A 13992-nucleotide genomic window follows, 5' to 3' on the forward strand; every position below is an offset into this window, starting at 1 on the left:
GGCCGGCGGGATGACTTTCCGGCACCGGCTGCGGCGGGACTGGCCGCTGCTGGTGATGGTTCTGCCGGTGGTGGTTCTGCTGGGCGTTTTCCACTACTTCCCGACGCTCGGGAACGTGATCGCCTTCCAGGACTACTCGCCGTACGCCGGGATTCGCGGGAGCGAGTTCATCGGGTTCGGGAACTTCCAGCGGATGTTCGCCGAACCCGCCTTCTGGAAGGCGGTCGCGAACACCGTCTCGATCACCGCGGTCCAGCTCGCGTTCTTCTTCCCGATCCCGATCGCCCTGGCGCTGCTGCTGAACAGCGTCCTGTCGTCGAAGCTGCGCAACCTCATCCAGGGCGTCGTGTACCTGCCGCACTTCTTCTCGTGGGTGCTGGTCGTGTCGCTGTTCCAGCAGATGATCGGCGGCGCCGGCCTGCTCGCACAGACGTTGCGCGACCACGGCCACCAGGCGGTCGACCTGATGACCAAACCGGACACGTTCATCCTGCTCGTCACCGCACAGGCCGTCTGGAAGGACGCCGGCTGGGGCATGATTGTGTTCCTCGCGGCGCTGTCCACCATCAGCCCGGAGCTCTACGAGTCCGCCGCGGCCGACGGCGCGAACCGGTGGCGCCGGCTCTGGCACATCACGCTGCCGGGTCTGCGGCCGGTGATCGTCCTGCTGCTGATCCTGCGACTGGGTGACGCGCTGACGGTCGGGTTCGAGCAGTTCATCCTGCAACGCAGTGCCGTCGGCGGCGGCGCCGCGGAGGTACTCGACACGTACGTCTACTACCAGGGCCTGCTCGTCGGCGACTTCGGCTACGGCGCCGCGGCCGGCCTCTTCAAGGGCGTCGTCGGACTCGTCCTCGTCCTGGTGGCCAACCGATTCGCGCACATGGTGGGCGAGCAGGGGGTGTATTCCAAGTCATGAGTGCACGAGCTGTCTGGGAGGAAGAACCGACCGCTGTCGGTCGGCTGGGCAAGCCGGTGGTGCTGGCGTTGATCGCGCTGGCGGTCGCGTTCCCGTTGTACGTCGTGGTGGTGACGAGCCTGTCCACGACCGAGGCGGTGACCCGGGCCGGCGGGCTGGTCGTCGTACCGCGGGAGCTGACGGTTGCGGCGTACGTGCAGTTGCTCTCCGGCGGAGTGGTGACGAAGGCGCTGCTGATCAGCGTCGGGATCACCGTGATCGGTACGGCGTTCAGTCTCGGGATCACCGTGCTGGCGGCGTACGGGTTGTCGCGGCCTGGATCGTTGTTCCACCGGCCGCTGCTGTTCATCGTGCTGCTCACGTTCCTGTTCGGGCCGGGCATCATCCCGAGCTATCTCGTGGTCAACGCGCTCGGGCTGATCGACCACTACGCGTCACTGATCCTCCCGGCGGCGATCTCGGCGTTCAACCTGATCGTGATGCGGTCGTTCTTCATGGGTATCCCGAACGAGCTGATCGACAGTGCCCGGATCGACGGCGCCGGCGAGTTCGCGATCCTGCGGCGGATCGTGCTGCCGTTGTCGAAGGCCGTGGTCGCCGTGGTCGGACTGTTCTACGCGGTCGGTTACTGGAACGCGTTCTTCAACGCGTTGCTGTACATCAACGACAACAGCAAGTGGCCGCTGCAGATGGTGTTGCGGACCTACATCGTGCAGCAGCAGCCGCTGCCGACGGGTGCCGGCGGAGTGGCGACCGGCATCGCGGGCCTGTCACCGGCGCCCGGTCTGGCGATCAAGATGGCGATCGTGGTGATCGCGATCGTGCCGGTCCTCCTGGTCTACCCGTTCATCCAGAGGCACTTCCAGAAGGGCGTCATCATCGGCGCGGTGAAGGGATGAGGTCACGATGAACCTGGCACGACGGCATTTCCTTGCCCTCGGCACCGGTACGGCACTGGCCGCGGCGTCGGCGACAACCGCTACGGCGGCGGGAGCGGCAGGGGCAGCGGGCTCGTACCGCTGGCGCAACGTGGAGATCGTCGGAGGCGGCTTCGTCACCGGGATCGTCCACCATCCGCGGAAGCGTGGTCTGGTGTACGCGCGGACCGACATCGGCGGTGCCGTGCGATTCGACAACCGCACACAGCGCTGGGTGCAGTTGCTGCACTGGATCGGCTGGGACGAGTGGAACTGGAGCGGGGTCGAGAGTCTCGCGCTCGACCCGGCGGATCCGCAAAGGTTGTACCTGGCGGTCGGCACCTACACCAACGAGTGGTCGCCGATCAACGGTGCGATCCTGCGATCGTGCGACCAGGGTCGGACCTTCGAGCGGACCGACCTGCCGTTCAAGCTCGGCGGCAACGAGCCCGGCCGCTCGATGGGCGAGCGACTCGTCGTCGATCCCCGTGACGGCCGCGTGCTGCTGTTCGGCACGCGCAATCAGGGGCTGTGGCGCAGCGGCGATCTCGGCGCGACCTGGTCCCGGGTGGACAGTTTCCCGGTGACCGGAAAACCCGGGATCGGCATCGGCTTCGTCTTCTTCGACCGGCGCGACGGCACGATCTATGCCGGCGTTGCGGATCCGGCGAACCCGCTCTACCGCAGCACCGACGCGGGCCGCACCTGGGCGGCGGTCCCCGGGCAGCCGACCGGGCTGTTGCCCCATCACGGCGAGTTGGGGGCCGACGGCAACATCTATGTCACGTACGGCGATCTCCCCGGACCGTACGAGATGTACGACGGCGCCGTCCACAAACTGAACACCGCGACCGGCGAGTGGACCGACATCACCCCGTTGCGACCGAACACCGGTGGTGAAGCCGGTTTCGGGTACGGCGGTCTCGCCACCGACCCGCGCAAGCCCGGCACCGTGATGGTGTCGACGATGAGCCGGTGGGGTCCGGTCGACGACATCTTCCGGTCCGTCGACGGCGGCCGGACCTGGCATTCGATCGGCGAGCGGATCGTGCTCGACACGTCCGGAGCGCCGTACCTGGACTTCCACGGCACCCCGAAGCTCGGCTGGATGATCGGTGACATCTCGATCGACCCGTTCGACTCGGACAAGGTCATGTACGTCACCGGTGCGACGATCTTCGGCACCGACGACGCGACCGGGGTGGAGGCGGGTCGCAGTACGCACTGGTCGGTCCGCGCGCAGGGACTCGAGGAGACGGCCGTCCTCGATCTGATCAGTCCGCCGTGGGGTCCGCCGTTGATCAGCGCGCTCGGGGACATCGGCGTCTACCGGCACGACCGGTTGGACGTCGTACCGCCGGACGGGCAGGCGTCGAATCCGGTCAGTGGGACGTCGCCGAGTCTGGACTACGCGGCGCTCGCGCCGGGATTCGTGGTCCGGCTGGCGAACGCGAACGCCGGCGAGCGGGGCGCGTACTCGACCGATGCCGGGAGCAGTTGGCAGCCGTTCGCGGGCGAGCCGCCCGGTTTGACGCAGCCGGGCCGTGTCACGGTCGGCGCCGACGCCCGAACGATCATCTGGGCACCGGGTGATGTCCTCGCGCACTACTCACGCGACCGCGGAGCGACCTGGATCGCCGTCGCCGGTCTGCCTGCCGCATCGGTGCTCGCCGGCGACCGGGTCGATGGGAGTGTCTTCTACGGGTTCGATCCGGCGACCGGTACGGCGTACGTGAGCACGAACGGAGGCGCCGCCTTCACGGCGACGGCAACCGGTCTGCCGACGGGCGCCGGGAAGCTCGAGACCGTGCTGGATCGGGCCGGACACTGCTGGCTCGCGGCCGGTGCCGGCGGGTTGTACCGATCGGTCGATCGCGGGTCGACGTACTTGCCCGTGACAACGATCGAGGAGGCGTACACCATCGGCTTCGGCAAGGCGGCGCCGAACCGCCGGGAGATGGCCGCGTACACGTCCGGGAAGGTCGACGGCGTCCGCGGGATCTACCGATCGGACGACAGCGGCGCCTCCTGGGTCCGCGTGAACGACGACCGGCACCAGTACGCCTCCACCGGTGACGCGATCGCGGGTGATCCGCGGGTCTACGGGCGGGTGTACCTGTCCACCAACGGATTCGGCATCCCCTACGGTGAGCCGGTATGAGACGACTCTGGTACGGCGGCGACTACAACCCCGAGCAGTGGGATCCGGGGGTGTGGAAGGAGGACGTCGCCCTGATGCGGCAGGCCGGCGTCAACCTGGTGACCGTCGGGGTGTTCTCGTGGTCGTCGCTGGAGCCCGCGCCGGGGCGGTACGAGTTCGGCTGGCTCGACCAGGTGCTCGACCTGCTGCACGACGGTGGTGTGAGCGTCGACCTGGCAACCCCGACCGCGTCACCGCCGCCGTGGTTCAGCCGGTTGCACCCGGAGGCGATGCCGGTCACAGCGGACGGCGTACGCCTGACACACGGCAGCCGGGACACGTACTGCGCGTGCGCACCGGCGTACCGCGATGCCGCCCGAGGCATCGCGCGGACGCTGGCCGAGCGGTATCACGATCACCCCGCCCTCGCGATGTGGCACGTGCACAACGAGTACGGCTCCACGTGTCACTGCTCGCTCGCGGCGGCACGTTTTCGCGAGTGGCTCCGGGAGCGGTACGGCGGATTGGACCGGCTCAACGAGGCGTGGACGACCGCCTTCTGGAGCCAGGGGTACGCCGACTGGACGGACATCGAGCCGCCGCGGAAAACGCAGTACCTGGTGAATCCGACGCAGTTCCTGGACTACCGGCGCTTCTGGTCGGACGAACTCCTGGCGGCGTTCCTCGAGCAGAAGGCCGAACTGCGGACGTTCTCGGAGTTGCCGATCACGACCAACTTCGTCTTCGGTAACTGGGTGCCGGTGAATCACGCCCAGTGGGCCGAGGCGGTCGATGTCGTGGCCATCGACAACTATCCGGATCAGACCGGGACCGGTGCGGAGGAGCAGACGGCTTTCGCCGCGGACCTGGCCCGGTCATGGGCCGGGGGCAGGCCCTGGTTGCTGATGGAGCAGGCCGCCGGGACACTCAACGACGGACGCCGGTTGCAGGCGAAGGAGCCCGGCCGGATGGCGCGGCACAGCCTGTCGCACATCGCGCGGGGTTCGCAGGGCGCGTTGTTCTTCCAGTGGCGGGCGTCGCGCGGCGGGTCCGAGATGTACCACTCGGCGATGGTCCCGCACGCCGGGCCGGACAGCCGGATCTTCCGGGAGGTCGCGGAGCTCGGCGCGGTGCTGCCACAGTTGGCTGACGTTGCCGAGAGCAACGTCGAGGCCGAGGTTGCAATCCTGTGGGACGCTGAGTGCTGGTGGGCGATGCAGGGTACCCATCTGCCGTCGTCGGCACTGGACTACCTCACGGCTGCACGAGCTGCGCATCGGCACTTCTGGCGTGCCGGCGTGACGGTCGACTTCGCGTCGCCCAGCGCGGATCTCTCGTCGTACACGACAGTTGTCGTCCCCAGCCTGTATCTGGTGAGCGACGAGGCCGCGGCAGCGCTCACGGCGTACGTGGAAGGCGGCGGACAGCTGGTGGTCGGGTACTTCAGCGGGATCGTCGATCCCGAGCTGCGGGTCCGGCTCGGCGGGTATCCGGGGGCGTTCACGGACCTTCTCGGCATCCGGGTGGAGGAGTTCCACCCGCTGCCGATCGACGGCGAGATCGCCTTGTCGTCCGGTGGACGCGGGCGAGTGTGGAGCGAGGACGTCCGGGCCGTGTCCGCGGAGGTGATCGATCGGTACGCCGGTGGCGTGCTGGACGGCAAGCCCGCGATCACGCGTCATGAGTTGGGCGCCGGCGTCGCCTGGTACGTGTCGACCGAGCTGGATGACGAGACCGCCGCGAGGCTGCTGGGCCTGTCGGCGTCACCGGTCGAGACGGTACGGCGCCGGGCCGGCGACATCACGTGGACGTTCCTGATCAACCACGGTGACACGCAGGTCGCCGTACCCGCCGACGGGAGCGAGCTGGTCGTCGGTGAGCTGCCGTTGCCGCCTGGAGGCTACGCCGTGGTGAGATCGCGGTGAGGGGCCTGGCAGCTGCTCTCGCGAGCCGTGAGCGCCGGTGGCAGCAGGGTCAACGCCGGTACGTCGCCGCCCTCGAGCTTCGTGATCAGCGACTCGACCGCCTGGTCGCCGATGCGCTCAGCCGGGATCGAGACCGACGACAACTGCGGGACCTGTCGCTCGGCGACGTCGTCCGCGCAGATCGCCACCAGCGACATGTCGTCGGGGACCCGGCGACCGAGCCGGCGCAGTACGTCCAGGAGCGGCCCGATGATCGGCTCGTTCTGCACCACCAGGCCGGTGATGTCCGGGTGCTCGTCGAGCAGCTGACGCACAGTGTGCAGGATCGCGTCGAACGTGTGCTCACAGGGCGTCTCGACGCCGACCACGCCGCGTCGTTCGGCGGCGTCCGCGAAACCGGTCAGCGTCCGTTGCGCGAAGCCCGTCTGCCGTTCGTACACCGCGGACGGCGTCCCGAGCAGGGCCAGCGAACGATGGCCGAGGTCGGCCAGGTGGTCGACACAGTGCGCGCCGGCGGCCACGAAGTCCAGGTCGATACAGGTGAGTCCGTCGGCGTCGTCCGGGTAACCGATCAGCACCGACGGCATCGGCAGCTCCCGGAGGACCGGGACCCGTTCGTCGTCGAGCTCGATGTCCATGACCACGAGCGCGTCCACGAGCGAGCTCTGCGCGACCCGCTCGAGCCCGTCCGGTCCTTCGTCGGCGGTCAGCAGCAGTACGTCGTGGTCGTACCGGCGGGCCGTGGTGACGACCGCGGCGGCGAACTGCATCATCACCGGGACGTGCATACCGGTGCGCAGCGGGATCACCAGCGCGAGCACGTTGGACCGCTGGCTGGCCAGCGCGCGGGCGCTCGCGTTCGGGCGGTAGCCGAGTGCGCGAACGCTGCGCTGCACACGCTCCCGGGTATCGGTCGAGATCGTCCGCTTCCCGCTGAGCACGTACGAGACCGTGCTGGCCGCAACCCCGGCGTGCCGTGCGACGTCGGCGATCGTGACCACGTCGTCCCCTTTCCTGAGCCTGTCCCAGTTCTACCCCAGTCGAAGCGCTTCGACACCCCATTTGTTCCCCTGCGTTCGCCCAAGGTCCGGCCGCCGGCCGGGCTCGACGAGAGGAATGGAAATGCAGAGATGGTGGAAAGCAGCAATCGCTGTACTGACAGTACTGGCCGCCGGCCTGGTGACCGCGGCACCCGCCCACGCGGCGGTGTGGTCGTCGTCGGACAAGTTCGGCAGCTGGTCCAACGGCGGGTACACCGTCCGGAATGACGTCTGGGGCAGTGGCGCCGGACCGCAGACCATCTGGGCCAACTCCTACAGCAACTGGGGAGTCTGGGCCGACCACCCGAACACCGGCGGCGTGAAGTCGTACCCGCACTCCGCCCGGAACATCGGCAAGCCGGTCAGTGCAATCGGCACTCTGACCAGCAGCTTCAACGTGTCGCGGCCCGGCAGTGGGTCGTACTCGTCGACCTACGACATCTGGGCCGGCAACAACGCCTACGAGATCATGCTGTGGATGAACAAGCAGGGTGCGGTCGGCCCGATCGGCAGCAAGCAGACCACGCTCAGCGTCGGCGGCCACACCTGGGACGTCTACCGCGGCAGCAACGGCGCCAACGCGGTGTTCTCGTTCCTCCGCACTTCCAACACCAACTCCGGCTCCGTCGACATCAAGGCTGTCCTGAACTGGATCCGCAGTCAGGGCTGGATGGGTGATGCGACCGTCGGCGAGGTCCAGTTCGGCTTCGAGATCACCTCGTCGTCCGGTGGCATGAACTTCACCAGCAACTCCTACTCCGTCACGTCCAACTGACGCACCCGACCTAAGGGGGTCGGCGGGTTCACCCTGACTTGGCTGAGCGTGATGCCGAGCAGCACCAGGGCGAGCCCGCCGACCTGTCGCAGGTTCAGCACATCCCCGGAGACCAGGACCCCGAGCAGTACGCCGGTTACCGGGTTGAGGAGACCGATCAACCCGACGGTCGCCGCGGGCAGCCTGCTGAGACCCGCGAACCAGGCCGTGAACGCGAGGGCGGTCGCGACGAGTCCGACGTACGCGAAACCGGCGACGGCCGGTCCGTCGAGTCGGGGTGGGGCGCCTTCGACGACGATCGCGAACGGGATCAGGACGACACCGCCGGCGATCAGCTGCCACGAGGTCATCGCCAGCGGACCCTCGCCGGCCCGGCCCCATTTCTTGGTCAGGACATAACCGCACGAGGACATCGTCAGCGCGGCGGCCGACGCCGCCACACCGCGCAGGTCGACCGCGGTCGATCCGGCGCCGAGCAGCAGGACGACGCCGGCGATCCCGGCGGTCGCGCCGATCAGGACCTGAGCGGTCGGACGTTCCGCGAGCAGCCCCCAGGCGAAGAGCGCCATGGTGAAGGGCGCCGCGGACATGATCGTCGACGCGAGGCTGACCGGGAGCAGCTGGGATGCGAGGTAGATCAGTGCGAAGAACGCGCCCATGTTGCAGATCCCGAGCAGCAGCGATCGCCACCACCAGACGCCGCGGGGGAGGCGGCGGGCGAGCGCGAGCAGGAGGAGGCCCGCGGGCAGTGCGCGGAACACCGCGCCGTACAAGGGATGTCCGGCCGGTAAGTACTCGTGGGTGACGAAGTAGTTCGTGCCCCAGGCGATCGGCGCGATCGCGGTGACGAGGCTCCAGCGGAAGGTATCTTCCATGGAAACTACTATATCTTCCCGGGAAGATATAATGGAACCCGTGGACCATGTAGCGAGAATCCAGGCGGAGTGGCAGGTCGAACGACCGGATGTCGACACCGCCCCGCAGGGCGTGATCGGGCGGCTGCACCGGGTCGCGAACCACCTCACCGGTGAGCTGACATTGCTCTACGCGAAGTACGGGCTGACCGAGGGGGAGTTCGACGTCCTCGCGGCGCTACGGCGTGCGGGAGCGCCGTACGAGCGGGCGCCGGGGGAGATCGCACTGCACACGATGGTGACCACGGGCGCGGTCACCAAGCGGGTCGACCGGCTGGAGGAAGCCGGCCTGGTCCAGCGCCGGCGCAGCGATGCGGACGGGCGCGGCCGGGTGGTCCGCCTGACTCCGAGCGGTCGGCGGCTGATCGACAAGGCCTTCACCGCCCACATGGCCAACGAGCAACGCCTCCTCGAGGCGCTCACACCGGACGAGACCACTCAACTCGAGAAGCTCCTCACCACCTGGCTCACCCGCCTGGAACCACCTGACTGACACGCGCGCCGAGGCAGGTGCGAGGCGCCGTAGGGCTGGGTGGGTAACCTCTGGTGGTCGCCAGCGGTCCGATAGGAGATGATGCCCACCGTGACCGGACCACAACGCGAGCTCGCGCAGACGCCGTCGGAGGCTGATCCGGCCGTCGCCGGCCTGACCGTCGGGCTCGGTGGACCGTCGGGGCGGTTCGCCCGGCTCAGCTCGTCGTGGTGGACGCCGCTGCGGATCGCGCTTGCCGTCTGCACGCTCACCTTCGGGCTCGGCGTGCTGCAGAAGGCGCCGTGCATGGAGGCCGGCTGGGATCGCCAGAGCTGGCGGCCGTTCAAGGCGCTCTGTTACTCCGACATCGGGTTCCTGTACCAGGAGCGCGGTTTCGCGGAGGGCAACCGGCCGTTCCTCGACACCGGCAACTACCCGGTGCTGGAGTACCCGGTACTGACCGGCGGCTTCATGGAGGTCGCGGCGCAGCTCACCTGGCTGGTCACCGGCGACCCGAAGAAGGATCTGACCGTCGAGCAGAAGCGCGACACGGCCGGGGTGTTCTTCCTGGTCAACACCGTGCTGCTGTTCCTCTGTGCCTTGCTGATCGTCGGCCTCACGGTCGCGACCGCGCGCGGGGTCGCGAAACGCCCAGGCGCGGCCCGTGGGCAGCCGCTGGACGCCCTGTACGTCGCTGCGGCGCCGGCGCTCGCACTGACGTCGACGATCAACTGGGACCTGTTCGCGGTCGCGTTGACCGCCGGGGCGATGTTCGCGTGGTCGCGCGGGAAACCCATCTGGTTCGGCGTACTGCTCGGGCTGGGGACAGCGGCGAAGTTCTATCCGTTCCTGCTGCTCGGTCCGTTGCTGATCGTGTGCATCCGCGGACGGAAGCTGTGGCCGTGGATCCAGGCGACGGTGGCGGCAGCGGTCGCGTGGGGACTGGTGAACGCGCCGATCTACCTGCTCGCGAAGAAGGAGTGGCTGTCGTTCTGGCAGTTCAACGACGAGCGCGAGAGCGACTACGGCTCGATCTGGTACGTCCTCAAGCTCGCGAAACACGAGGTCGCGGACGTCAACCAGTTGAACATCGTGATCTTCGCCGGGTTGTGCCTGTCGATCGCGATCCTCGGCCTGATGGCGCCCCGGCCGCCCAGATTCGCGCAGCTCGCGTTCCTGGTCGTGGCGGCGTTCCTGCTGATCAACAAGGTCTACTCACCGCAGTACGTGCTGTGGCTGCTGCCGCTGGTGGCGCTGGCCCGGCCGCGGCTGCGTGACTGGCTGATCTGGCAGGCCTGCGAATGCTTCTACTGGATGCTGGTGTGGATGCATCTGGCGCAGTTCCTGGCGCCCGGCGACCCGCAGATCCCGGACCGGATCTACTGGCTGTCGGTGATCCTGCGGATGGCCGGCACGCTCTGGCTGATGCTGGTGGTCGCCCGCGACATCCTCCTCCCGGAGAACGATCCGGTGCGTCACGGTGACGTGGTCGACGATCCCAGCGACGGCGTCAGATCCCGGGCCCGCGCCGACCTCGCAACGGCCTAGAACCTCAGCTTCGCGACGTCCAGGTTGCCGCCGCTCACCACGGCGGCGGTGACGCCTTCGGGCCGGAGGCCCTCGAGCAGCGCCGCGAAGGGTGCCGCGGCCGCCGGTTCGAGGGCGAGCTTGGTCCGTGACATGACCAGGCGCGTCGCCTCGAGCAGTGCGTCCTCGGACACGCGGACGACGTCGTCGACGTACTGCTGGATGAGCGGGAGATTGCGGGTGCCGCAGACGGGTGCGGCGAGGCCGTCGGCGATCGACCGAGCGGTCAGGAGCTTCTGCGGTAGGCCGGCCGCGAGGCTGCGGCTGACCACGTCGGCCTGCTCCGGCTCGATCCCGATCACGCGGATCGTCGGCTTCATCAGTTTCACCGCCGTCGCGACGCCCGAGATCAGTCCACCGCCGCCCACCGGAACCAGGACCATGTCGATGTCGGGTCGATCCGCCAACAGTTCCAGGCCGAGGCCGGCGTGCCCGAGGATCACGTCCTCGTCGTCGAACGGATGAACGCCGGTCAACTGCCGATCGTCCCGGATCCGCTCGTACTGAGCCATCAGGTCACCCTCGACGAGTTCGACGGTCGCGCCGTAACCGCGGGCAGCGTCGATCTTCGCCGGTACGGCGGTCGCCGCCATCACCACCGTCGCCGGGACCCCGGCGTCCCGGGCCGCCCAGGCCAGCGCCCCCGCCGCGTTGCCCGCCGACACCGTGATGACACCACGCTCGCGCTCCTCGGCCGTCAACCGCAAGAGCTTCGTCAGCAGTCCGCGCACCTTGAAGCTGCCGGTCTTCTGGAACAGTTCGGCCTTGAGCACCAGGTCGGCCGCGAACCGTTCGTTCAGCGCGGACGAGGTCAGTATCGGTGTCCGGTGGATCCGTCCCTCGAGCTCCCTGGCGGCCTGGCGGATGTCTTCGAGCGTCGGCATACGCCTCAGCCTAAAAGTCTAGTAGGTTGATCATATTTCGAGACAAAGACTGTGGCCGGTCGCGGGCGATCTACCGTCGTGTCATGAGGCCGACGCTGACCGTGATCGTGGATCCCGCCGACCGCTGGATGAGCCGGGCCGCGTGTATCGGCCAGGCGCCGGTGTACGACGAGGACGCGTCCCGGTGGGAGCAGCGCAAGGCCCGTGAGCTGTGCCTGACCTCGTGCCCGGTGCTCGCCGAGTGCCGGGAGTGGGCGCGGCGGACGAAGTACACCGGGACGGCCGCCGGCGAGACCCTGCTGTACGGGCGTCGCCGGGGCCATCCGGAGTCGGCTGCGAGCTAGATACGGGCGGCGACCGCGGAGGCGAGCTTGCCGGCGGCGTCGGGGGACTGCGGCAGGAAGAGGTACGGCTCGATGAGCTCGATCTCCATCAGCAGGAAGCGGTCGTTGACGACGACTCCGTCGACCCTGGCGTAGGTGGGCGTCGGGCCGGAGGCGGCCAGGGCGGCCTGGGCGCTCTCGAGTACGTGCGCAGGCGGGTCTGTCGGCGTCGTCTGGCCGCCGTACGACTCCTGGACGCGGTAATCACCGGTCGCGGGACGCTTGACCACCGCGTGGCTGAACTCGCCGTTGAAGAACAGCAGCGACCACTCGCCGTCGGACTGGATCTCCGGCACGAACGGCTGCACGAGGTACACCACGTCCGGCAGCTCGCTCAGCGCCTGCTCCAGCTCGGCGGAGCCCGCGACGCCGCGAACCGTGTGCAGGGCGTTGCCGCCTACGGTCGGCTTGACGACGATCTGCTGGCCGGTCAGCCCGGCCACGACCTCGCGCAGGCACGGGCCTGCGGCGACCTGGGACGGAACGATCGCGACACCGCGCTCGCGCAGTTCGAGCAGGTATTGCTTGTCGCTGTTCCAGCGGACCTGGTCCGTGGAGTTCAGGACCGGTACGTCGGCCTTGTCGAGCTGGGCGAGCCACTCGGTGAATTCGGCGTACAGCCAGAAGTAGTCCCACACGGTCCGCAGCAGGACGGCGTCGTACGCGGACCAGTCGACCGACGGGTCGGTCCAGACCTCGACCACCGGGTCGAGGCCCGCGGCGCGGAGTGCGTCGAGGAGCGGGCGTTCGTCAGGGAGCAACTCAGCGTATTCGGCCGAGGTTGCGAGGGCGATGCGATTCGTCACGCTGGCCAGTGTTGGCGGGGAGGGGCGGCGCGGTCAAACCTGACTTCGCAACGAGTTGGTGACGGATCGTGAGGGCGCCGGCAACGATGACCGCGGCGGTCAGGTGGATGAGGCCCTGGCGGGTGTCGTGGCCGAAGCTCGCGTAGGCGAGGTACGACGCGAGCGGTACGGCGACCCACTCGGGGCGGCTGGCCAGCGCGGCGAGGGCGATCAGCGGGAGGCCGTACCACGGGTACGTCGGGGTGGCGATCAGGAGCGCCGCGCCGTACAGCCAGCAGCAGGTGAGGGCGATCGGGTCGCGTCGGGCGCGGTGGAAGGCGAGGGCGGCGAGGGCGAGCGCGAGGACCGCGGCGACGACCTGGCGGGCCTCAGGAGGCAGCAGGAGCGCGAGAATCGCGGATCGGGAGCTGCCGTCCTCGAAGCCTTCCTGGTTGAGGTAGCCGGGGAGGAAGCCGAGCACCAAGGTGCCGACGGCAAGGACGTGCGGGACATACGAGGCGATGAAGGTGCCCAGGGCAACGAGTGGGCGCCGGCGGCGGAACGCGGGGAGCAGCAGGAGCGGGAGGAGCTTGACGCTGCCGGCCGCTCCGAGGAGGACGGCGGCGAGTTTCGGTCTGCGGGCGGCGGTGACGACGGCAGCCGTGATGAAGAGTGCGGCGAGGACGTCGACGTGGGCGGCGTTGCTCGCTTCGAGAGCGACGATCGGTGACCAACCCCACAGCGCGGCCCAGCGCGGGTTCTGTACGGCGAGTAGCCAGGTGAGCGCGATCGCGATCAATCCGGCCGCTATCTGCAGTCCGAGGGTGCCGGCCGACCACGGGGTGAACAGCGCGACCACGGTGAAGTAGGCCTCGGCGACCGGCGGGTAGATGGTCGGCACACCGGGGCGGTTGATCCGCGTCCTGGCGTCGTCGACGGGGAGCTGCGCCGGGTCGTCGGGAATGCCTGTTACACCGGAGCGCTGATCCGGCGACAACCCTGGAAACAGCACGGGATCCCGCAACGGCGCCAACGAGTCGTCCAGCGGGACATAGCCGTACGGCGAATGCCCCGACAACTGCACCCGCCCATCCCACACGTACCGGTAGGCGTCCGTACTGGTGATGGGCGCTTGCGTCAGCCCCGGCACCTGACACAACCCCGCCACAACCACCACCGCGCCGACACTCAGCCCCCGCCCAAACCGCCAAACCACCCCAGCAACTACAACCGCCCCCACCACCAACACCA

At 68.6% G+C, this 13992-nt stretch carries 13 protein-coding genes; 8 read left to right on the top strand and 5 right to left on the bottom strand.

Translation table 11 applies throughout. The features are described from left to right. Positions 1–10: 10 nt before the first annotated feature. From EV649_RS37005 to EV649_RS37020, 4 genes are read left to right on the top strand one after another with little or no spacing between them, the layout of a single operon-like run. Positions 11–919 (top strand): ABC transporter permease subunit, encoded by a 909-nt coding sequence (locus EV649_RS37005; RefSeq protein WP_130388369.1) that lies wholly within the window; start codon positions 11–13, stop codon positions 917–919. Continuing rightward, positions 916–1818, top strand: coding sequence for a carbohydrate ABC transporter permease (locus tag EV649_RS37010; protein ID WP_130388370.1), 903 nt, complete (start codon positions 916–918; stop codon positions 1816–1818). Before EV649_RS37005 ends, EV649_RS37010 begins: the two co-directional genes overlap by 4 nt. Before the next feature lie 7 nt (positions 1819–1825). Then, complete coding sequence (locus tag EV649_RS37015; protein ID WP_130388371.1) at positions 1826–3997, top strand: sialidase family protein; 2172 nt, start codon at positions 1826–1828, stop codon at positions 3995–3997. Continuing rightward, the gene (locus EV649_RS37020) at positions 3994–5901 is read left to right on the top strand and encodes a beta-galactosidase (RefSeq protein ID WP_130388372.1); all 1908 of its coding nucleotides are present in this window, start codon (positions 3994–3996) and stop codon (positions 5899–5901) included. Before EV649_RS37015 ends, EV649_RS37020 begins: the two co-directional genes overlap by 4 nt. Here EV649_RS37020 and EV649_RS37025 read toward each other — a convergent pair. Continuing rightward, entirely contained in the window at positions 5877–6902 is a 1026-nt protein-coding gene (locus EV649_RS37025; protein ID WP_130388373.1) for a LacI family DNA-binding transcriptional regulator, read from the bottom strand. The genes EV649_RS37020 and EV649_RS37025 overlap by 25 nt on opposite strands. Positions 6903–7023: 121 nt before the next feature. On the opposite strand from EV649_RS37025, the gene EV649_RS37030 reads away from it, so the two are divergent. Then, entirely contained in the window at positions 7024–7716 is a 693-nt protein-coding gene (locus EV649_RS37030) for a hypothetical protein (protein ID WP_130388374.1), read from the top strand. Here the strand turns inward: EV649_RS37030 and EV649_RS37035 are convergent. Then, positions 7695–8591 carry an EamA family transporter gene (locus tag EV649_RS37035; RefSeq protein ID WP_130388375.1) on the bottom strand — a complete coding sequence of 299 codons (897 nt, stop codon included), beginning with the start codon at positions 8589–8591 and terminating at the stop codon, positions 7695–7697. The genes EV649_RS37030 and EV649_RS37035 overlap by 22 nt on opposite strands. 31 nt (positions 8592–8622) lie before the next feature. On the opposite strand from EV649_RS37035, the gene EV649_RS37040 reads away from it, so the two are divergent. Then, on the top strand, positions 8623–9123 hold the full coding sequence (locus EV649_RS37040; RefSeq protein ID WP_130388376.1) for a MarR family transcriptional regulator: 501 nt from the start codon (positions 8623–8625) through the stop codon (positions 9121–9123). Between the two features lie 81 nt (positions 9124–9204). Further along, positions 9205–10650, top strand: coding sequence for a glycosyltransferase 87 family protein (locus tag EV649_RS37045; RefSeq protein WP_130388579.1), 1446 nt, complete (start codon positions 9205–9207; stop codon positions 10648–10650). Here EV649_RS37045 and EV649_RS37050 read toward each other — a convergent pair. Then, positions 10647–11573: a threonine/serine dehydratase gene (locus EV649_RS37050; protein ID WP_130388377.1), complete on the bottom strand. Its 927-nt coding sequence runs from the start codon at positions 11571–11573 to the stop codon at positions 10647–10649. The two genes, EV649_RS37045 and EV649_RS37050, sit on opposite strands and share 4 nt — an antisense overlap. Before the next feature lie 83 nt (positions 11574–11656). On the opposite strand from EV649_RS37050, the gene EV649_RS37055 reads away from it, so the two are divergent. Further along, on the top strand, positions 11657–11917 hold the full coding sequence (locus tag EV649_RS37055) for a WhiB family transcriptional regulator (RefSeq protein WP_130388378.1): 261 nt from the start codon (positions 11657–11659) through the stop codon (positions 11915–11917). Here EV649_RS37055 and EV649_RS37060 read toward each other — a convergent pair. Both EV649_RS37060 and EV649_RS37065 read right to left on the bottom strand, forming a co-directional pair. Continuing rightward, a complete protein-coding gene (locus EV649_RS37060) occupies positions 11914–12762 on the bottom strand; it encodes a hypothetical protein (protein ID WP_130388379.1) in 849 nt (282 codons plus the stop codon). The genes EV649_RS37055 and EV649_RS37060 overlap by 4 nt on opposite strands. After that, a complete protein-coding gene (locus EV649_RS37065; RefSeq protein WP_157996384.1) occupies positions 12719–13891 on the bottom strand; it encodes a glycosyltransferase family 87 protein in 1173 nt (390 codons plus the stop codon). Before EV649_RS37065 ends, EV649_RS37060 begins: the two co-directional genes overlap by 44 nt. Positions 13892–13992 lie beyond the last annotated feature (101 nt).

This window comes from Kribbella sp. VKM Ac-2569 (assembly GCF_004216905.1).
GTDB lineage: Bacteria > Actinomycetota > Actinomycetes > Propionibacteriales > Kribbellaceae > Kribbella.